Annotated in this window: 16 protein-coding genes, 1 rRNA gene and 1 pseudogene; 9 read left to right on the top strand and 9 right to left on the bottom strand. The window is 61.3% G+C overall.

The window, feature by feature from the left end:
• Nucleotides 1–42 precede the first annotated feature (42 nt).
• Together rrf and YWU_RS16720 are read left to right on the top strand one after the other, a co-directional pair.
• Nucleotides 43–159, top strand: a 5S ribosomal RNA gene (gene rrf, locus YWU_RS0112140).
• A 389-nt stretch (nt 160–548) separates the two neighbouring features.
• A pseudogene (locus YWU_RS16720) lies at nt 549–1,748 on the top strand (dicarboxylate/amino acid:cation symporter).
• Between the two features lie 18 nt (nt 1,749–1,766).
• Here the strand turns inward: YWU_RS16720 and YWU_RS0112130 are convergent.
• The 4 genes from YWU_RS0112130 to YWU_RS0112115 all read right to left on the bottom strand — a co-directional run bounded on the left by YWU_RS0112130 (nt 1,767) and on the right by YWU_RS0112115 (nt 6,530).
• Complete coding sequence (locus YWU_RS0112130; RefSeq protein ID WP_027020687.1) at nt 1,767–2,129, bottom strand: VOC family protein; 363 nt, start codon at nt 2,127–2,129, stop codon at nt 1,767–1,769.
• 85 nt (nt 2,130–2,214) lie between these two features.
• Nucleotides 2,215–5,037, bottom strand: coding sequence for an ABC transporter permease (locus YWU_RS0112125; RefSeq protein WP_051260334.1), 2,823 nt, complete (start codon nt 5,035–5,037; stop codon nt 2,215–2,217).
• The gene (locus YWU_RS0112120; RefSeq protein WP_051260336.1) at nt 5,034–5,813 is read right to left on the bottom strand and encodes an ABC transporter ATP-binding protein; all 780 of its coding nucleotides are present in this window, start codon (nt 5,811–5,813) and stop codon (nt 5,034–5,036) included. The genes YWU_RS0112125 and YWU_RS0112120 overlap by 4 nt, the downstream gene beginning before the upstream one ends.
• Nucleotides 5,814–5,834: 21 nt before the next feature.
• Nucleotides 5,835–6,530: a pseudouridine synthase gene (locus YWU_RS0112115; RefSeq protein ID WP_476695846.1), complete on the bottom strand. Its 696-nt coding sequence runs from the start codon at nt 6,528–6,530 to the stop codon at nt 5,835–5,837.
• A gap of 374 nt (nt 6,531–6,904) precedes the next feature.
• On the opposite strand from YWU_RS0112115, the gene YWU_RS0112110 reads away from it, so the two are divergent.
• The 4 genes from YWU_RS0112110 (at nt 6,905) to YWU_RS0112095 (ending at nt 10,314) form a co-directional block, all read left to right on the top strand.
• On the top strand, nt 6,905–7,921 hold the full coding sequence (locus YWU_RS0112110) for an LLM class flavin-dependent oxidoreductase (protein WP_027020683.1): 1,017 nt from the start codon (nt 6,905–6,907) through the stop codon (nt 7,919–7,921).
• 131 nt (nt 7,922–8,052) lie between these two features.
• Complete coding sequence (locus YWU_RS0112105; RefSeq protein WP_027020682.1) at nt 8,053–8,958, top strand: universal stress protein; 906 nt, start codon at nt 8,053–8,055, stop codon at nt 8,956–8,958.
• A 204-nt stretch (nt 8,959–9,162) separates the two neighbouring features.
• The gene (locus YWU_RS0112100) at nt 9,163–9,462 is read left to right on the top strand and encodes a GlsB/YeaQ/YmgE family stress response membrane protein (protein WP_051260332.1); all 300 of its coding nucleotides are present in this window, start codon (nt 9,163–9,165) and stop codon (nt 9,460–9,462) included.
• 222 nt (nt 9,463–9,684) lie between these two features.
• Nucleotides 9,685–10,314, top strand: coding sequence for a TetR/AcrR family transcriptional regulator (locus YWU_RS0112095; protein ID WP_027020680.1), 630 nt, complete (start codon nt 9,685–9,687; stop codon nt 10,312–10,314).
• Here YWU_RS0112095 and yidC read toward each other — a convergent pair.
• The 4 genes from yidC to YWU_RS17700 form a co-directional block, all read right to left on the bottom strand.
• A complete protein-coding gene (gene yidC, locus YWU_RS0112090; protein WP_027020679.1) occupies nt 10,299–11,471 on the bottom strand; it encodes a membrane protein insertase YidC in 1,173 nt (390 codons plus the stop codon). The two genes, YWU_RS0112095 and yidC, sit on opposite strands and share 16 nt — an antisense overlap.
• A 181-nt stretch (nt 11,472–11,652) precedes the next feature.
• On the bottom strand, nt 11,653–12,003 hold the full coding sequence (locus YWU_RS0112085) for a histone-like nucleoid-structuring protein Lsr2 (RefSeq protein ID WP_027020678.1): 351 nt from the start codon (nt 12,001–12,003) through the stop codon (nt 11,653–11,655).
• A 242-nt stretch (nt 12,004–12,245) separates the two neighbouring features.
• Complete coding sequence (locus YWU_RS0112080) at nt 12,246–13,997, bottom strand: alkaline phosphatase D family protein (RefSeq protein WP_027020677.1); 1,752 nt, start codon at nt 13,995–13,997, stop codon at nt 12,246–12,248.
• A gap of 207 nt (nt 13,998–14,204) precedes the next feature.
• Nucleotides 14,205–14,768, bottom strand: coding sequence for a DUF6474 family protein (locus YWU_RS17700; protein WP_027020676.1), 564 nt, complete (start codon nt 14,766–14,768; stop codon nt 14,205–14,207).
• 212 nt (nt 14,769–14,980) lie between these two features.
• On the opposite strand from YWU_RS17700, the gene YWU_RS16710 reads away from it, so the two are divergent.
• From YWU_RS16710 to YWU_RS16705, 3 genes are all read left to right on the top strand, one after another.
• Nucleotides 14,981–16,612 carry a ribonuclease H-like domain-containing protein gene (locus YWU_RS16710; protein ID WP_156892834.1) on the top strand — a complete coding sequence of 544 codons (1,632 nt, stop codon included), beginning with the start codon at nt 14,981–14,983 and terminating at the stop codon, nt 16,610–16,612.
• 81 nt (nt 16,613–16,693) lie between these two features.
• Nucleotides 16,694–17,584 carry a Dyp-type peroxidase gene (locus YWU_RS0112065; protein ID WP_240484132.1) on the top strand — a complete coding sequence of 297 codons (891 nt, stop codon included), beginning with the start codon at nt 16,694–16,696 and terminating at the stop codon, nt 17,582–17,584.
• A gap of 284 nt (nt 17,585–17,868) precedes the next feature.
• Nucleotides 17,869–19,710: a BCCT family transporter gene (locus tag YWU_RS16705; protein ID WP_240484133.1), complete on the top strand. Its 1,842-nt coding sequence runs from the start codon at nt 17,869–17,871 to the stop codon at nt 19,708–19,710.
• Nucleotides 19,711–19,731: 21 nt separating this feature from the next.
• Here the strand turns inward: YWU_RS16705 and YWU_RS0112055 are convergent, their stop codons facing one another.
• Entirely contained in the window at nt 19,732–20,589 is an 858-nt protein-coding gene (locus tag YWU_RS0112055; protein WP_027020674.1) for a crotonase/enoyl-CoA hydratase family protein, read from the bottom strand.
• Nucleotides 20,590–20,678: the final 89 nt, after the last annotated feature.

The raw sequence follows: 20,678 nt of genomic DNA, 5'->3' as shown, positions 1-20,678 counted from the left end.
TGGGTGTGTGTTTGGGTGGTTGTTGGTTGTTCTGTTGGTTGTGTCGGTGGTTTTTGCGGTGGGGTCACGCCCGGTCCCTTTTCGAACCCGGAAGCTAAGTCTGCCTGCGCCGATGGTACTGCACTCGGGAGGGTGTGGGAGAGTAGGTCGCCGCCGGCACTAAAACTTGAATAAAAACTGGGGAAGACTCGAGGCCTTACGGCCTCGGGTCTTTTTCAGCTTTGTGGGGTTGTGTGGGTGTCGGTTTTTGCCGTTATCCACACAACCCCCTTTTTGGCGTTTCATGGTGAGTCCCATTGCTCATGAATGTCCTAGTGCATGTCGTGGGCTGAGACTGGGAATGTAGGTGAATTTTTTGCTAATGGATTCCGGGTAGTCCACCGATCCTGGTAGCTCACAGACTTTACGTCCCAATCAGAATTGCTTTATAGCCGCAAAGGATTGGTTACTCCGACGCAGTCCCTAAGTCCTACCTTCGAAGGACCGAGGTCCCGCCCGCGGGACACGTTCCACCGATCGATACGATCATTCCCCCTTCGGAGTCATCCATGTCAGTACTTAAGAACACCGCATTCCAGATCGGTGTAGCCGCAATCGGAGGCCTTCTCTTTGGCCTCATAGTCGGGGAGTGGGCGACCAACCTGCAGTTCCTCGGTGACATCTTCATCCGTCTCATCCAGATGGCCATCGTCCCGCTCGTCATGGCATCCGTCATCTTCGCCACTGGTTCTATGAATGGTGCCGGAACGGGCCAGGTGGCCTTCCGTACATTCAAATGGATCCTCGGTTTCTCTGCGGTCTCCGCATTGGTGGCCTGGGTACTGAGTGTCGTGATACGCCCCGGCAAAGGTCTGGATTTCACTCCCACAGCTGACGCTGCTGCCGGGGCCGCATAGTCAGAGGGTCGGCAGGACACCCTACTGAATTTCGTGACTACCAACATCTTCGAGGCGATGGCCTCTGCAACGGTGGTCCCGATTATCGTCTTTTCATTGCTGTTTGGTGTCGCGCTGCGCATTGTCATCAATGAAACCGGTAATGACAGCGTGCTGACGTTCATCGATCAGATCCAGCGAATCGTTCTCACGATGATCCGCCTGGTCATGAAGATTGCACCCATTGGTGTCGTCCTTCTCTTGTTGATGTTTGTCGCAGTGATTGCCGTGCGCACTCGTCTGAATCCGATGCTGCTGCCAGGGAAGCTGGCTGAGCAGACGGCGATCGCCGTCACCACTACCAGTTCGGCTGTTACGTACCCGACGGTCCTTCGAACCGCGATCGAGAAGGTTGGCATTAGCCAGCGGATGGCGAACTTCACGTTGTCAGTAGGTCTGACGATGGGTTCTTGCGAAGCAGTGCTGAACTACATGATCGTCATCATGTTCCTGGCGCAGGCGGGCAACGTGCAGTTGTCCTTTGGGCAGATCATGTTGGGCATGGGCTTGGCGATTCTTTTGAACCTCGCCACGATCACCGTCCCGGGCGGATTCCCCGTCGTTGTGATATTCCTTGGTGCGTCGCTGGATCTGCCGCTAGAGGCCGTCGGGCTGCTCATTGCAGTTGATTGGTTCGCGGGTATCCTCCGCACATTCATGAACGTCAATGGTGACACCCTGGTCGCCATGCTCGTGGCTAACCCCAGCGATGACATCGACCGAGACGTCTACTACGGCAAGAAGGAAGTCACCGCGGACACCGACGTTGACGACATGAAGGATGTGTTGGCGAAGGCTGACACGCTCGATTAGTGTGGCCAGGCAGCGCGGTTACGTCGTTGACCAGACTCCCAGTTCATTGCCGCTGGGGTCGGTGAAGTGGAATCGGCGGCCGCCGGGGAACGCATAGGGCTCCATGGTGACTTCTCCGCCATTGTCACGGACTGCTTGGGCGCTCGCGTCGAGGTCTTCAGAGTAGAGGATCACGAAGGGTCCTCCTGCTGGTCTCAGATCCTCACTGACAGAGAGCCCTCCAACTTCGGTGCCGTCGGGGCCCTTGATCCCTGCGTAGACCGGAGCGTAGGTGGTGAATTCCCAGCCAAAGGCGCCGCCGTAAAAGGCGATGGCGCGCTCCAAGTCAGAGACGTTGAGTTCCACGTAGTTGATGCTGTGGTGGACAGGTTCTGCGGTCATGCCGCTAAGCGTAGCCAGATTGAAGAGAGGGCCGGATGAGGAGTGAATCCTCATCCGGCCCTCTCTGGCGTAGTGACCCCTCGGGTCAGTCTTCGGCGATGGCTGCCAACGGGGGAGTCTTCGCGGCCTTCGCGGCGGGCCACAGTGCTGCGAGGATACCGACGAAGCCGGATCCGATCAGCGTGGTGGCGACCAGGCCCCAAGGAACCACAATCGTGTCGAGTCCCTCGTCTGCCAGAACGGTGAGGAATGCCCAGCCGAAGGCGAGTCCCAGCGCGGCGCCGACGAGGGCACCGAAGATGGAAATCTGCACCGATTCGAGGATAATCATGCCGCGCACGTTCTTCCTCTGCATCGCGACGGCCCGGAGCATTCCAATCTCCTGGCGACGCTCGATGACAGAGAGCGCGAGCGTGTTCAAGATGCCCAGCACCGAGATCACCACAGCGAGCGCCAGCAGTCCGTAGACGATAGAGAGCATCGCATCGATGCCATCGGTGGCCATCGCTGCGTACTCCTCGCGGTCCAGGACCTGCGGGACTAGGAAGCCACTGACAGCCTCGGAGACAGCGTCCTTGCCGGCGGCGATGGCATCCTCGAGTGCCTCGCCCTCAGCGCCGGAGCCAATGCCACCGGTGACGGAGACGTAAATCTCGGCAGGAACGAGGACGTCGCTGAGGTTCACCCCTTCTTCGCTGAAGACTGAGGTAGAGACCAGGATCGGCTGAGTCTGGTCGGTGTGGATACCGGTGACTGAGGTCTCGAATAGGCCGGAGCCGGTTGCGAAGTACACGGGATCGCCGAGGCTGAGGCCTCGGTCGTTGGCGGCGCCACGCTCGAGAACCAGGCCGGCGTCTGGTGCGGTCAGGTCAACCGAACCCTCGACAGCTTCTGCGGAGAACCAGAACGACATATCGCCGTCGAATGCCGGGACGAAGTTGCCAAGGAGGCCTCCATCGTCATCGGAGGACTCGCCACCACCGGGTCCGCCTGCACCGGAGGCTGTACCGCTTTGGGCGGCCTCAGCCATGTCTTCATCGGAGCCATCAGCGCCCTCCGGAGCGGTCGAAGCCAGCGACTGTTCCATCTCGGCGGGGCTCATGTCCTGAGCCATGTCGCCGATCTCGTCACCGGTCACGAGCCTGCCCATGACAATGGAGAAGCCGGCGGTGTCTTCGACGTTGTCGGCCTCGACCACTGCGTCACGGACACCGTTTGGCATGTTCATGCCAGAGCCTGGGGCAGTGTTTACAACCAGGTCCGCGCGGAATGACTCGTCCACCCAGCCGTCGACGGCTCCCTTCATCGTGGAGCCGAGCATGCCTACGGACGTCACCAGAGCAAGGCCGAGGGTAAGGGCGAAGGCGGTGGAGGCGGTGCGGCGCGGATTGCGTCGGGAGTTGGTTGCGGCAAGGCGCCCGGTGGTGCCGAAAGGCAGTCCGATCAGGCGGCCGATGTTGCCAGCAATGAGGCCAGCCAGCAGCGGGCCAATGAGCCAGGCGCCAATAATGGACAGTGCGGCTGCAGCACCGACCATCGACGCTCGAATGCCGGTGGTCTCCATGGTTGCGGAGACACCCCATGAGCCCAGCGCGACAGCTGCGGCGAGGCAGATCGCACCGAAGCTATTGCGTCCGGTCAGGCTCGAGTTCGAGGTGGCGTCGCCCGAACGCATCGCAGCCACCGGCGGGATCTTGCCTGCTCGAGAGGCTGGGGCCCAGGCGCCGAGGATCGTGACGGCGATACCGGCGATCAGCGGAACGATGACAGCCGACCACGACCAGCTCACGCCGGTAGCAGGCAGGCCCATACCAATGGCCCCGATGATTGCGAGCAGCCCGACCACCAAGCCAAAGCCGGCCACGACTCCGATGAAAGAACCGATGATGCCGACCAGGGTGGCCTCACCCAGGACAGACCGGGTGATCTGACCGCGGGACGCGCCGATGGCACGCAGGAGTGCGAACTCCTTCATTCGCTGTGCGACGAGCATGGCGAAGGTGTTGGAAATGATGAACGCACCGGTCAACAGGCCGATGAGGCCGAAGGCGATGAGGAAGTAATTGAGAAAGCCGAGAGCGTCTGCGATCTGGGAGCTTTCTTCTTCCGCGCGCTCTTCACCGGTCCGCGCGTCCAAGCCGGAGATCTCTGAGGAGATCGCCGAGGCGGTCTCGTCCGGGGTATATCCCTCAGCGGAGGCGACGGTGAGCCTCGGGGTGAGGCCGTTGTCGGTGTAGAACTCTTGCCACTGCTCCTGGGATATCGCGATCGTGGCGGCACCGGAGGTGGTCTCGATGCTGAAGATGCCGGACACGGTGACTTCGGCGCGGCCCTGGGAGGAGACCACGGTGATCTCGTCGCCGGGGGAGAGGCCGGACTGTTCGACCGCGTTTTCGTCGACGGCGACCTCATCCGGCGAATCCGGGAAAGAGCCGTCGACGATCTCGGGAGCCGGTCCGACGTAATCGCCGTCGGTCCACTCGATTGCGGTGGCAGAGGAGCCGCCGGTTTGGACTCGTTCGCCATCGGCATCGGTGAAGATGATTGTGCTCGAGCTCGGGGACTGCTGGACCGCGCGGACCTCCGGCAGGGCCTGAATCTGCTCTACAGTGTCAGCGCCGAGGCCGGCTCCGTCGGAGTCCTCCTCCTGCTCAACGACAACGTCGACGTTCTCGTATTGACCGGAGACAACCCCATCGAAGGTCTTCTCCAGGGTCGCGGTAAACACCAGGGCACCAGCGATGAACGAGGTACCAAGGACCACCGCAATGACGGTGAGCGCCAGGCGGAGTTTGTGGGCGGCCAGGTTACGCAGGCTGACGCGGAACATCGGTGCCCGGGATGGTCCGGCGGATGCTGCAGACGCCTCCGACGCCCCTGTCGTGGCTATATCGGTGTCGTTGCTCATAGCTCCTCGATCCGTGCCATCTTCTGCAGGATGGAGTCACGGGTCGGATCGACGAGTTCGTCGACGATGTTGCCGTCGGCGAGGAAGACCACACGGTCCGCCCATGCTGCGGCGACCGGATCGTGAGTGACGATTACAACGGTCTGATCCATTTCGTCCACCGCCGATCGCAGGATGGACAGCACCTCACGGGAGGCGTTCGAGTCAAGGTTGCCGGTGGGCTCGTCACCAAAGACGAGATCGGGGCGACCGACGAGCGCGCGGGCACAGGCGACACGCTGCTGCTGTCCGCCAGAGAGCTCCGCCGGGCGGTGGCCCAGACGCGGAGTCAGGCCGAGCCGGCTGGTTACCTCATCGAACCATTCCTGGTCGACCTTCCGGCCAGCGATGTCCGAGGGCAGTGTGATGTTCTCCCGGGCATTAAGCGTGGGGACAAGGTTGAACGACTGGAACACGAATCCGAGCCGGTCACGGCGCAGGGCAGTGATCTCTTTGTCCTTCAGGCCGCTGAGCTCGGTATCGCCGATCCATGCCTGTCCGTCGCTGGTCTCGTCGAGGCCAGCCATGCAGTGCATCAGCGTGGACTTGCCGGAACCGGACGGACCCATGATCGCGGTGAATTCTCCGATCCGGAACTCCACATCGATGCCAGCCAGTGCCGTCACGGTCGTGTCACCGTGGCCGTACCTTTTCGCCAATCCCACTGCGCGGGCTGCGATTCGCTTCTCGACGTTGTCTTTCTCAGTGGCCGGACTGGCTGATGGAGTTGGGCTCATGCCTACTGAGTCTGCCATCTGCTAACTCAGGGCGTGAATGACCCTTCCGCTGGTGAAACTACGCGGCTGTCCAAAAGGGTCGGTGAACGACATTTCCCGGCATAGCAATCTCATTGGGCGGGTCGGATCGTCGGCATCTTCCGGCAACAGCACTGGATATGCGGGGTCGTCGACGATGGGACATCCCAGGTCAANCAGGTGCAGACGCAGCTGATGAGTCCGTCCCGTCAGCGGCCGGAGTTTCCACAGAGCCAGTGGTCCGTGATTGGGGTTGCCGGTTGTGGGGAGGGGGACGTCGGGAAGCGTGTTTTCTGTCACTGGCACCACTTCATCGACGATGGTTACCGCATTCGGTTCGCCGTCGATGGTGGACGCCTGCATGATTCCCCGGATCTTCTCCTGACGGGTACGCAGCACGGTCCCCGGGGCGATGGGCGTCTGCGGAAGGGGGGCGAGTGCCTCATAGCGTTTGGTGATCGCGCCGGGCTGGGTAAAGAGCGTCTGGTAGGCGCCGCGGATCTCCGGGCGGCGGAGGAAAAGCAGCACACCGGAGGTCAACCGATCCAGGCGGTGTGCAGGCACGAGATCAGGCTCGTCGCGTTCGCGCCGTAAACGCACCACGGCGGTCTCAGTGATGTGGCGGCCGCGGGGAATTGTCGCGAGGAAAGCAGGCTTATCGACGACCACGAGGTCTTCATCCTCGAAGATCACCGGCATCGGCCCAGCAAGCGTAGGTTCCGGAGCCGGGATGCGGTGGAACCAGACGTCGGTGCCAGCGGTGAGGAACTGCTCTGGGGCGACGGGGCGGCTGAGGCGGTCGACGACCTCGCCGAGACGGAAGCGCTCGTCAATCGACTCCTCATTATCTTCTGGATGCCGATGGCGCTGTCCCATGACCGCAGCGGTGATGAGTTCCAGAGCCGTGGCGCCGCCTTCGGGGGAGCGGACCCGGGAAGCGTTGAGTCCGTCGCGGATCGGCAGTGGCGCCATCCTGCGACGATGGGGGTGTTTGGCTCTGGACATGCGACAACCGTAACGGCACCGGGGTCGGGAGAAGGAATACAGTGCCTGGCCAAGGCATTGCAGGGGACATGAGCGAATCTCCTGGCGTGGTACCCCTTAGCGTTTTGGACCTAGTGTCCGTGTCTCATGGCAGCGGCGCCGCGGAGGCAATCGAAGCCTCTGTCCGGTCGGCGCAAGCCGCGGAGAGGGTGGGCTACCGGCGGTATTGGGTAGCGGAGCACCACAACACCGTGTCGGTCGCATCCTCGGCGACGTCAGTGCTGATGGGACGGTTCGCGAATGAAACCTCCACCATCAGGATCGGCTCGGGCGGGATCATGTTGCCGAACCATGCGCCACTGCGAGTCGCGGAGGACTTTGGAACGTTGGCTCTGATGTACCCCGATCGCATCGACCTGGGCCTCGGACGGGCGCCAGGTACCGATCCGGCGACGGCAAAGCAATTGCGCCGAGGCCGCTCGGACATCGTGGACTTCTCTGCGGATATCCGGGAGCTACAGCACTATTTGGCAGGGGCGCGGCCGGAAGCGCAGATCATTGCGCACCCCGGGCAGGGCACAAACGTTCCTTTATACGTTTTGGGGTCCTCGACCGGCGGGGCGACCGTCGCCGCAGAGCTGGGGTTGCCGCTGGTGCTTGCAGCGCACTTCGCACCAACTCAAATTGCGGAGGCACTCGAGGTGTACCGCCGAAACTTCCGCGCGGATGCACCGACCGCGCAGGTGGAAAAGCCTTGGGTGATGATCGCCGTGAACACCATGGTGGCCGACACTGAGGAAGAGGCACAGTTCCAGTTCTCCGTGGTACAGCAGATGTTCCTCCAGATGGGCAAAAGGAGCGGGAGTAGGCGTCCATTGACACCGCCGTCGAAGGCCCCGAACGCGTTGGCCACACACATGGAATGGGAGCGAGTTAAAGCGGTGCTTCGGTACTCGTTCGTGGGTACTGCGGAACGGGTTTCCGAGGACCTTCAGAATTTCGCGTTAGACGCCGGAATCGACGAGATCATGACCGTCACATATGCGCATGACCCGCAGATTCGAGAGAATTCCATTATTTCTCTCGGCGTCGCTTGGCAGAACTAAAGAATCTTTCAAATACACCCCCGTTAGGGGTTGAAAAGGGGTAAACGCGCCATAGCCGGGGGAGATAAACGGGGTTACTGTGGAAGTAGACAAACCCCCTCAAATTGTGGGGGCAGGTGAGGAGGACGGAAATGACCAAGCAGAACATCATCGTCTGTGCAGTCGATGGTTCAGAAGCCGCAAAAAATGCAGTTCGCTGGGCTGCTAACACCGCTGTTAAGCGGGGTGTCCCGCTTCGCCTGGTGAGCAGTTACGCGATGCCTCAATTCCTCTATGCGGAGGGCATGGTTCCGCCGCAGGAGCTTTACGACGATCTTGAGGCGGAAACCCTCGAGAAGGTCAACGAGGCAACCGAAGCCGCGAAGGAATTCGCGCCGGGCGTCGACGTTAGCCACCAGATCGAGGAGGGCAGCCCGATCGATATGTTGCTCGATCTGTCCGAGCAGTGCGAGATGGTTGTCATGGGCTCCCGTGGCCTTGGTGGATTCTCCGGCATGGTTCTGGGTTCCGTCTCCGGTGCCGTAGTCTCCCACGCATCCTGCCCCGTCGTCGTTGTCCGTGAGGATAACCACGTCACCGAGGCAAACAAGTATGGCCCGGTTGTCGTGGGTGTGGATGGTTCCGAGGTATCCCAGAAGGCCCTGGAGAACGCATTCAAGGAAGCATCTGCACGTGGCGCCAAGTTGGTTGCTGTGCACACCTGGATGGACATGCAGGTACAGGCCTCCCTGGCCGGTCTGGCTGCCGCCCAGCAGCAGTGGAAGGTCGTCGAGGAAGAGCAGCACGCAATCCTCGGCGAACGCCTGGCTGGATTTACCTCCATGTTCCCCGATGTCGAGGTCGTGAAGGTTGTCACCCGTGACCGCCCGGCCCGCGCTCTGTCCGAGGCATCTGAGGGAGCACAGCTGCTCGTCGTTGGCTCCCACGGCCGCGGTGGCTTCAAGGGCATGCTGCTCGGTTCGACCTCCCGTTCCCTGCTGCAGTCCACCCCCGTCCCGCTGATGGTTGTTCGAGGCGTGGAACCGAAGCGTCGCTGAAACTGAACTGTGCGTGAACGTTTGACGGGCCGATAAACATCGGCTGAAGAAAATCCCGGGTCTTATGGCCCGGGGTTTTCCATTCCGTTAGTTAACCGTGATCGAAATATTCTCAAATCAGTGTAAAATTACCGTTGCATGAGCTTGCTGGCTAATATCCGGCCGCAAGTACAGAATTCGACGTAAAAGGAAAGGTCGAACACAATGGACACCCTCATTCTCGCTCAAGGTGCAACCCCCGCTCTGGGCATTATCGGTTGGATCGTAATCGGTGGACTCGCCGGTTGGATCGCCTCCAAGATCATGGGCACGGACGCCCAGATGGGTCTCGGCCTGAATATCGTTGTCGGCATCATCGGTGGTTTCGTCGGTGGCGCAATCCTCGGATTCATCTTCGGTGCTGACTCCGGTGGCTGGTGGTTCTCCTTCTTCACCTGCCTGCTCGGTGCAGTGGTCCTGCTGTGGATCGTTAACCTGTTCACCAAGAACAGGGCCAAGCGCTAAGCGCTCAGGCGCCTCCGGCGGGTTTCCCGCCACAGAAACACCCCTCTTCCCGGGAACTTCGGGTTGGGGGGTTTTCGCATGTCAGGGGTGGTTTATGGGGTATAGTTCAGTAGGGAATCGATAGTAGACAGCCCGGTTTGTCTGGTCCGGCACCCACGCCGGCGAGGTGCCCGGCTAAACTGACCATTCGACAGGACCGATTCGGAGAGGGTGGTGCGTGACGTGGCTGATGCGACGACGGGCAGGGGCACGAAAGCCGGCCGCACGTCCGCCAGCCGTCGGAGCCGGCCCAGCCCCCGGGAACGGCTTCTCGGGGGAGCGACGCGGCTCTTCACCACCGAAGGCATTCGAGTAATCGGCATCGACCGCATTCTGCGCGAAGCAGATGTGGCCAAAGCGAGCCTCTATTCGCTCTTCGGATCCAAGGATAAGCTGGTCGTCGCCTATCTAGAGTCCCTAGATGAGCAGTGGCGGGCTGCTTGGATGGCCCGCTCAGAGATCGTCGATTCGCCTGAGGAGAAGATCCTCGCCTTCTTCGATGTCTGTATCGCAGAGCAGCCAGAGATGGGTTTTCGCGGCTCGCACTTCCAGAACGCAGCTTCTGAGTACCCGCGCCCAGAGACGGACACCGAACGGGAAATCCGCGCCACCGTCGCCGCACACCGTGATTGGGTGTGGAGCACTCTTCGCGACCTTCTGGTCGAAGCAGGTAGCCCCCAGCCTTCGCTGCATGCCAACACCTTGATGGTGTACCTCGATGGAGGTTTGGCCGGCTCGAAGATGGCAGGCAACCTCACCGCCATGCAGACCGCCCGGGACCTTGCCCGGGACATGGTCTATTCCTTCGGCTGATCAGCCGGCGCTGTCTGTGCCGTCTGTGACGGCTGGGCTGCCTCTGCTGGTGGGCGATCAGGCACGAACCACGTAAACGTACTAATCGGATCCGGGTTCGTCACCGATTCCATGGTGGGGAACTGATCCTGCTTGCTGGCTCTGATCTGCCGGACGAGGTTGCGGTACTTGGCCACCGTCGCACGCCGTTTAAGATCGTGCTCTTTCTTCTCTGTCCGAGCCTGCTCGCCACCCTTACGCAGTTCCTTCCGCTCTTGTTTTGCGGAGTCGCGGAAGGTCCGGAATCCGTCGTCGAGCGGGTGGATGCGCTCGATATAGATCCACAGCACGGCGGACTGCACGGTGGTCCACACGTTGTTGAATACCCAGTACAACAAAACGGCAACCGATGCTGGGCCGAAGAGCCCGAACAGCAGGGGGAACATCGAGCCGACCACGGCTAGGACAAGCACCGTGGCGTACATGCCTCGCGCGAATCGTGAGCCATGGTCGAGAGTGCGGTTCATCGTGAACACAGACCAGGTCAGGTTCATCGCGGTCAGAAGAGTCGCGGCGATGATCAGGGGAATGATCACGCCGGAGATCGCCTCATATGAGGAGCCGAGCCCGTTCAACGTGGTCTCAGACATCCGCAGGTATGCCGGCAACGGAGCGCCGATGAAGGTGGACTCCAGGAAAGTACCGACTTCCTGACGTGGAATGAACGCCACGTCGTGAGGGCGGATTGTCTCCTCTCCCATTGATCCCAGGCGCCGTACGAGTTGGTACAGGCCAAGGATGACGCACATCTGGATGATCGGGGTGATGCATCCAATACTCAGATGGATGTCATTGTCTCGGCGGAGTTTGCGCAGCTGCCACTTCAGGTGGCGGGGCGCCTCCGGATCGATGTGGAAGCGGTAATACTCAGTTAGTTCGCGCATGCGTGGTCGCAGCAGCACGAGTCGTCTGGTGTTGAGCAGCTGCTGATAAGCCAGAGGTAGCAGCGCCAGCCGGACGGTGACCACCAGCAAGAGCACTGACACCACCCAGGCCAGTGATGGGTCGAGCCCAAGTGCTGTTGCCAGCAGCCAGTGCCACCCTCGAAGAATGAGGGACACCGGGAATGCAAAAAACGCACCGATCGCGATGATCGGTGCGAATATCCACTGCAGCACCCTTGCCTCCTGAGAAGTCACTGAACCCGGGATTCCGGTCGGTGTATCCCCGGGTCAAAATCTTAATCCGGTGGAGTCTCAACTGGAAGGGAGAGCCGACCGTTCGGGGGCGTTCCCCCTGTGGTCGACGCCGCGGTGAGGCGATCAGATCATGACCGCCTCCACTGCAAAGACCTAATGCTTAGTGCACAGCATCGTACTTATCGATGATGTCCTTCGGCAGTGCGCCGCGATCTGCAACCTCGAAGCCGTTGTCCTTGGCCCACTGACGAATGATGCGGTTGCGAGTACGGGTGGCATTGTCGGTGCGAGCAGCACCTGCACGACGCTTCGGTGCAGCAGCGCCGTCCTCCAGAGTTGCCTTTGCGACGTATTCGCGCAGAACCTCGTCAATTTTCGCAGCGTTGTCGGCAGAAAGGTCCATCACGTAGTTGCGACCCTTGTAGCCGAAACGAACGACAACAACCTGATCGTCATCAAGGGCCTGTCCGTCAAGGTCATCGAAATAGCGGGTGATTTCTTTGCGTGCCACTGTCTTCTCCTCGTGGGTAACCGCGACGGTGATCGCGAAGGGCCGGCATCTCTGCGAGTTTTCGTTGTATCCCGGAAAGTCACCACTGAATCCAGGGAAAGCCTCAAGTGATGGCGGCATTTACAAGACGAGTATATATCCATGACGCGTCACTTTGTCTAACTGGTTTGTTTTTCAGGCATTTGCTGAATAAAAGGTAAAAAATCGCGAAGATTGTCACCCTTTTACTTCATATCGTTCTGTTATGTCGATGAAATGACCTCTCCGCGCCGGATTCGGTAGTTCTGAGCTGCATGAACGGCCTGATTGGGAATCTGCACATCCCCGGTGAGAAGTCGATATTCTGCACGAATCTCTTCTTGTGACACATGCACTGCCACGTATCCGTGACTGTCGAACTCAATGTATTTGCAGTGTCGGTTCGCCGCCTGAAGAGCCGTTTCTGCAGAGATAGTTACCGCGTTCCGGGCGGGTAGGCCCAAGATGTCGTCAATGTTTGATGATGATACGGAAGTGCACACGATTTCCGATGCCGCGATTCCGGAATCGGGGAACGTTGCTGCGTTCACCGGCACATTCGTTGCCCACGATGAGTGGATATCCCCGGTGAGGAAAACAACGTTGTCTATGTCATTTGCAGTCAGGATGTCGATGATCCGACGCCTTTCTGCTGCGTAACCATCCCACTGGTCGAGGTTGTACGGCATTCCGTTTTCGGGGATTCCGAGAAGTCCTGTGACTGCGCTATGTGCCTCAGGGTCTAGAGGGGGAATGAGTACGGGAGTGAACATGACGGAATTGCCCACCAGATTCCACAATGCGTCGGAGGTGGTCCATTGCTCAGAAAGGAACTGGAACTGCTCGGAGCCAAGCATGGTGCGTGATTCATCGTCAGTTCCACCGGCGGTACGAAACTCCAGTCCCTCATCGCGGTAGGAACGCAGATCAAGCATGACGATCTCCGCCAGGGAGCCGTAATTCAACGTCCGGTATAGGTGACCGCCCTCGGAGATGGGGGTGGCGCGCACCGGCAGCCACTCCAGATATGCGCGCATTGCGACGAGGTGGCGTTGGTGGAAGTTGCCGTCGGTCTCCGGCTGATGGTTTTCTGCCCCGTCGCGCCAGGTGTCGTTGGCGACTTCGTGGTCATCCCAGGTGACTACCCACGGTTTCGCGGCATGAGCCGCCTGTAGGTCAGGGTCTGTGCGGTACTGCCCGTACCTGGTGCGGTAGTCCTGCAGCGTCACGATCTCGTGGGCGGGCTCGGTGGCACGGACTACTCCGTCTTTTCCGCCATACTCACCGGTCCCGTACTCGTAGATGTAGTCACCGACGCACATGATGAGGTCCAGTTCCGGACTCTCTGCCATATCGCGGTATGCGGAGAAATATCCAGACTCCCAGTTCGCGCAGGAGGTCAGCCCGATGCCGAGGTGGTCCGCGACGACTCCCGGAGAGGGGACCGTGCGGGATCGTCCCGCGATCCACTGGCCGGTATAGGGGCCCTCGGCGACGGCGAAACGGTAGCTGAACCAGGTGTCTGCCGGAAGGCCAGTGGCGTCGATTTTGACGCAGTTGTCGCCCTCTGGGTCAGAGGTGACCTGTCCGGAGGCGAGAGTGTCGGAGAAAGAGTCATCGGAGGACACCTGCCAGACCAGGGATACCGGTTCTCCAGCGCCAGATCCTGGGAGGTCTTCAGGGTGTGAGGTGACTCGGGTCCACAGCAGGACGGAGCCGGCCAGCGGGTCACCGGAGGCGACACCGTGTTGGAAAACCTCATGGGCGTGGTCAAGCACACCGCCGGTGGTCTGAGCACCTGCGGCAGGCGGAGATCCCACTGCCCCCAGGAGTCCGGCGGCACCGAATGTGCCGGCTGCGGCGGCACCAGTGCGCAAGATTGTGCGTCGGGAAGGACGGAGTCCCGAGAAGTACGCGGTGGGACCTGGAGCATCTGGGGTGCCGGCAGAGCTGAGGGCGGGCTGTGAGGTAGTCATCGGAGATGAATTCTACGGCCTGACCTGGGGGTCCTCAACCGCTGCAGCGTGGAAAAACAGTTCTCCCAGAGGGCTTCAGAGAGAATTCATGTGACGTCTATCTCCGCGCCGCGATCCGTACTCATCGCGTAAGACAAAACAATTGGCCGCAGAACGCCGGCCGCGCACCCGGCAGAACTGCCGGAACGCACACCTTGGACGGTGCAATTACTGCCCGGCAGCGGCCTTGTTCTGATCAGCCTTGTTCTGCTCGGCACCGATATTCTTCTGCTGCGCCACGGTCATGCCTCGGTAGAGCAACGGAAGGACGATCGGCACCAGGACACGGACACCGTTGACCCAGCCCTGCGCCCGCTTCTTGTCGAAGCCACCGCGCTGCTGCTGCTTGAGCAGCTTGGTGACCTTGTCCTTCTGGAACTTCACCTTCTTCTTGCCCAGCTTGGCCTCTTCCTTGGCCTGACGCTTATTGACCTTGTCCAGGGTCTTCAGCGCATTGTTGTCGCGCTTAATCTCGCGGTACGCGATCTTGGCGTCACGGTGCGAGGTACGGCGAGTGTGCCGGTCCTGGGAACGAAGCTCCTGCTTGCCGAGCTTCTCGGCGCGGCGGTTGTCGACCTTCTCCTGGCGACGGCCGCGCTTCTGCTCCTCGCGCTGGGACTTACGCTTCAGCTTCGCGTCCTGCTTCGCCTCTTCCTTGGCACGGGTCTTGGCGGCCTTGACCGCGATTTTCGTGTCGCGGCGGCGTTCACGGGTTTCACTGAGGAAGCTCATTGACGTCCTGTTCTGTTCGTTCAGCTGTATCAACTACAGCGTAGCTGTGATGGGAATGAGCCGGAGGACAACCTCGCGGATAAACTGACGGCATTGTGTCTGCTGACGAGCACCGTTTATCTTCCCTCTCCGGCCCGGACCTGACCGGCTGCCGGCATCGACTCGTCCGCAAATTGCGCGGGGATGTCCCGCCGGAGCGGACGGATCCGGCTGTGATTGAACGTCGCCGGGAGGCCGATGCCCATCGTCAGATGTTCCTGGAGCATGCCATTGCTATCGCAGGTCCTGGCCGTCTCAGCGTCATCGATCCCACCGGGGACGACGCGGATTTGGAGACCCTCGAGGCCCTCGCCCGTGGGGACGACCTGATCACCGGCGCGGTCCTGCACCATGACCCCAGAGACGGCCGCATGCCGGAGACGGCTTACCCGGATCTGCTCATCCGCTTCGGCGGACCCTCCTCGTATCTTCCGGTCGCACTGGCTCCGCATGCCAAGCTCGATGCCCGCCGTGGTGGCCCCGTCGCCGCTCGGGTGCTGCCGGTGGATCCGTTGCTTTCTGCGGTCGCCGATGGTCGGTTGAAGGACACTGGCGCGAAACCGATGGCCGTGGACGATCCGGCCCGCAAACTCCGCCACCATCATCCGGACGCGGTCACGGTGGGCCAGTCGGCGGCGCTGCTGCATCGCGTTGGCGCTTCCTGTGGGTTCGTTGGCGGCCTCGGCACGGATCTGACCAGCATCGTTATTGCTGATGAGGGCCCTCGCGTTGCCGCGTACCGCAATGAACTTTTGGCGGGCAGGTCCATCTCCCAGCAGGTCGAGACGGTCCGAAACGCCGCCATTACCGATCTTGACACTCTCGCGGTCGCCGGTTCTTGGCCGCTGGTGCCGCGGCGCTCCCGCGAGTGCAAAGCGTGCCGATGGTGGACCTTCTGCGGTCCCGAATTGGAACTGGCAGACGATATCTCACTGCTCATTCCGGGTCAGCAGGCGGACTCCTTGCGCGATGCTGGCATCACCACCGTTCATGGCCTGGCCCGCTCCGACGAAGCAGGTGAGCGCGCTTGGCTCGCCCGCGCTCAAGCCGCGGATATCCCTGCATTTCGCAAGGTGGCCGCGACCTCTGCCCCTCGCGCCGATGTTGAGGTGGACGTCGACATGGAGGCCTACCCCGGCGCCGGCTGCTACCTCTGGGGCGCCCGCACCAACGGCAGCTACACCCCGTTTGTCACCTGGGCGGATCCCGGCCCGGACGGCCTTGGCGGTACGTCCGAAGGCGCCAACTTCACCATGTTCTGGCATTGGCTGATGGACCAGCGCCGCGCCGCGCACGAGTCCGGCCGCACCTTCGCCGCCTACTGCTGGTCCGCCGAAGCGGAGAACCACTGGATGCGGTTCAGCGCGAAAAGATTTACAGGCACGCTTTACGACATCCCCTTCCTCCCCTCTGTAGATTCCGAAGTGGGGGATGGGAGCGTCGGGAAGCATGCTCTGATGGCACCGACCCCGGAGGAGGTCGATGCCTTTCTCAAATCCGACGAATGGGTCGACATGTTCCGCGTGGTGCGCACGCAACTGCTCGCGCCGGGCGGGCTGAAACTCAAGCAAGTAGCGCCATGGGCAGGTTTTGATTGGCGTGATGAAGAGGCCGCAGGGCTCGGCTCGGTGATCATGCACCGATCGGCGGTGGACTCGGCAGAACCGGAGTCATTGCGAAACGACACCCGCGCGACACTGCTGCGATACAACTCCGATGACTGCGAGGCGATGGCCTGGATCCGCGACTGGCTCGACGGACCGGCGAACGCCCTGCCCCACGGGACGCAACTGCCGCGGCCATAGACGGTGCTTACCGCGTCGCTGCCGGTGAGAGGTGAGATGATGATGCTTATGGCACATCAAAGTGGAATTACAGCGATCGGCGTGAGTGATCATGTCTTCCTGGAACTTGACCTGGTTCCCGGCGCCGATCCGCAGGAGGCTGTGGCACACCTCGCCGCAGCGGTGAATCTACCGACAACCGACACCGCGAACGCGACAATCGGCGTTCGTCCTTCCCTGTGGGAGATGGTGGCACCGGAGGGCGCTGCGCCAGAGGGTGTACACGACTTCGAGTCGCCGATCGAAGGCCCCGGCGGCTACTCAATGCCGGCAACCCAGCACGAAGCATGGCTGTGGATCTCCGCGAACTCCCGCTCCACCGCGTTCACTGTTGCGGCGACTATCCGGGAAGAATTGGCTACGTGGTGGACGACGGCAGATGAGACCGTCGGGTGGGCATACCAACAGAACCGCGACCTCACTGGATTCCAGGACGGCACGGAGAACCCCGGTTCGCTCGAGGCTCCGTCTGTAGTTGCCGTTCCGGCCGGCCAGCCCGGTGCCGGCTCGTCGGTTCTGCTGTACCAACTGTGGGAGCACCGTGCCCATGACTGGGAGGCCCTGCCGGTACATGACCAAGAACTGATTATCGGCCGCACCAAGGCAGAGTCGATCGAACTGGATGATGACGTGAAGCCGGAGAGCTCCCACGTCGCCCGCACCGTGGTGGAGGTCGACGGCGAGGAGCTGGACGTTTTCCGCCGCAACGTCGCCTATGGGGATAACGACAAGCACGGCACGGTGTTCGTCGGCTTCACCTTCGACCAGTGGCGGATGGAGGAGATGCTTCGTCGCATGGCCGGCGCCGATGGTGGGCCGCGCGATGAACTGACCCGGTTCACCGATGCGATCTCTGGCTCCTGGTACGTCTGCCCGTCGGTTGAGGCGCTCATTGAATTAGCGGAGCCGCTGCTGGAGGATGAGGAGGACTAGGAGGACTGGGAGGGATAGGCGTCAATCCGCCTTGTCACCTGCAGGTGCCAATGCCCAACGAGGACACCTCCCATGAGCCGCTCCCGTAGGGCATAATTCGCCACGGCGGGGGCATCAGTGCAAGTCTGTACGTTCACAAGCTCGGCCACTAGGGCCGAACCGGAACGGAGACCATGCCTCATACGAGCGACAACGACAGCGCTAATACCGCGGACACGGACCAATATCGCCGGGGTGAAGCCCCGGTCACCGGTGACGCGTCACTCCACGAATACCCCGATAGCATGCACCCGGGATTGGTTCCCGGAATCGGAGTGGATGAACAGCGCAACCGCTTCAGCCTGGACAAGGGACTTTTCGCTGTAACAGCGCTCCTAGTCCTCAGCTTCATTATCTGGGGTGTGACCAACCCGGACTCTGTCGCGGACGTCTCGGCGTCCATGTACGACTGGGCGATGAACAACGTCGGCTGGCTGCTCAACATCGTCATGCTCATGGGCATGCCGGTGATGATCTACCTGGGCTTTTCCCGGTTCGGCAACATCAAACTCGGCAAGGACAACGAGGAGCCGGAGTTCTCCCGTTTCTCCTGGATTGCGATGATGTTCGCTGCGGGACTGGGCGTGGGCATCTTCTTCTTCGGACCCTCTGAGCCGCTCTGGCACTACCAGGATCCGCCGCCGTACACCGTTGACCCGGAGACCCCCAACGCCCTGCACCAGGCCATGGCTCAGTCTCACTTCCACTGGGGCCCGCTGATTTGGGGCCTCTACGCTCTGGTCGGTGGCGCGCTGGCTTACAGCTCCTATCGCCGTGGCCGCGTGACCCTGTTCAGTTCGGTCTTCCGCAGCCTCTTCGGTGAGAACAACCGGACCATTGCCGGCCGCATGGTGGACATGATGGCCATCATCGCGACCCTGTTCGGCACCGCTGCAACCCTGGGCCTGGCGGCCACGCAGATCGGCACTGGTGTGGAGATCATCTCCGGAGGCAGCGAACTATCCAACAACACCCTGGTCATCATCATCGCGGTGCTGGCGGTGGGCTTCATCATCAGTGCGGTGTCCGGTGTCGCCCGTGGTATTCGCTACTTGTCGAACATCAACATTGTCCTGACCTTGGGGCTCGTTCTGTTCGTCTTCATCGCCGGCCCGACCGTGTTCTTGCTGAACCTGGTGCCGTCGGGCGTTGCCGCGTTCCTCGACTCCTTCTTCGATATGGCCAGCCGTTCACTCTCCTGGGGTGAGAGCACCGTCGAGTTCCAGGGCGCATGGACCGCGTTCTACTGGGCATGGTGGATCGCATGGACGCCGTTCGTGGGCATGTTCATCGCGCGTATTTCCCGCGGCCGCACCATCCGTGAGTTCGCCCTGGCGACGACTTTCGCCCCCGCCGCCATTCTCGTCTTCGCATTCACCGTCTTCGGTGGCACCGCCATCACCTTCAGTCGCGAAGGTGTGGCAGGCATGGACGGCTCCGGTTCCTCGGAGCAGATCCTGTTCACGATCTTCGAGAATCTGCCGCTGAGCTCGATCACGCCGTTCCTGATCATCTTCGTGTTGGCGGTCTTCTTCATCACCTCTGCAGACTCCGCGGCAACGGTGATGGGCACTCAGTCTGAGAAGGGCAACCCGTTCCCGAACAAGGCCATCGTGATTTTCTGGGGTCTGTGTATGGCGGGCATTGCCGTCGTGATGCTCCTTGCCGGTGGCGCTGGCACGCTGACTGCGCTGCAGAACCTCACTATTCTCGTCGCGATCCCGTTCTCGGTGGTGTTGATCGTGCTCACCGTGGCCTTCCTTAAGGACCTGTCCACTGACCCGGCTGCGATTCGCCGCAAGTACGCGACGAACGCGATCAAGAACGCCGTGTACAAGGGGCTGGAGGAGCACGGCGATGACTTCGAGCTCTCCATCGAACGCTCCGATGACGGCAGGGGCGCTGGCGCGAACTTCGACTCCACCTCAGAGAAGGTCACCGATTGGTACCGCCGCACCGACGAGGACGGCAACACCATCTCCTATGACTACGAGTCAGGCGAATACAGCGAGTACGCCGAGCCGGACAACACCACGCTTCCCGACGCCCACCTCAACTCCGACACCCCCCACACCGACCGGTCATAACCGGGATGGTGCTCGGGCGGGTTACTTCCCCGCCCAGGTGCCGCGCCGGGTGAACACCGGGGCTGTCTTTTTGAAGGCTGCTTCACGGGCCCGCTTGGTGTTTTCCTTCGCCAGCAGGATGGCCTGCTCGATGCGCTCGCGGCGGAACGTCGCCCGCGGAGAACGGTTCGAGTCCAGGACTAGCCGCTTCACCGCAGCCAGCTGGTCGGGCGAGCGCTTGAGCAGCCGTTCGGTCAGGTAGCGGGCGACAGTCTGGACGTCCTCCATCTCCTCACCCATGTGAGTGGCCAGCCCCAGGCCATGGGCGCGGACGCCGCTGAATTCTTCGCCGGTCATGGCGAGCCAGGAGGTGTTGGACTGGCCGACGGCGTCGGTAAGCAAACGCATTCCGGCCATATCCGGGATCAGGCCCCATTTGGTTTCGAGGACGGACCAGCGTGCATCAGGCGTCGTCACGCGCACGTCGGCACCGAGCGCCAACTGGAGGCCACCGCCGTAGCAGTGGCCGTGAACAGCGGCGATCACCGGCACCGGCACCTTGCGCCATGCCCAGCACGCCCGCTGGAAGGTGTTCACCCCGTCCAGGCCCGGAATGAAGGTCTTCGCGATCTCCTTCGGGTCCTTCATCGCGGAGCCGAAGTCCAGCCCGGCACAGAACGATTCCCCCGCGCCCTCCAGGATGACCGCCCGGATATCGCGGTCAGCACTGAGCTTCTTCGCGGTGTCTGCCAGTGCACCGAGCATCGGCAGCGTCAGAGCATTGAGTTTCTCCGGCCGGTTCAGCGTCACCACTGCGATGGTGGATCCCCCGATGTCCTCGTACGAAACCTGTACGGGACCGGATGTCACGGGCGAGGTAGAAGCAGGTGTCGTCGTCATGCGCCCAGACTATCTGCGCAGGACAATAGAGCGGAGGATAATTGCGCGATATGTTGTTGATGGTGCGTGAGGGTTGCCTATTTACTCTT

Source organism: Corynebacterium sputi DSM 45148 (assembly GCF_000427865.1).
Classification (GTDB): domain Bacteria; phylum Actinomycetota; class Actinomycetes; order Mycobacteriales; family Mycobacteriaceae; genus Corynebacterium; species Corynebacterium sputi.
This window is presented reverse-complemented; position numbering and strand designations above follow the sequence as displayed.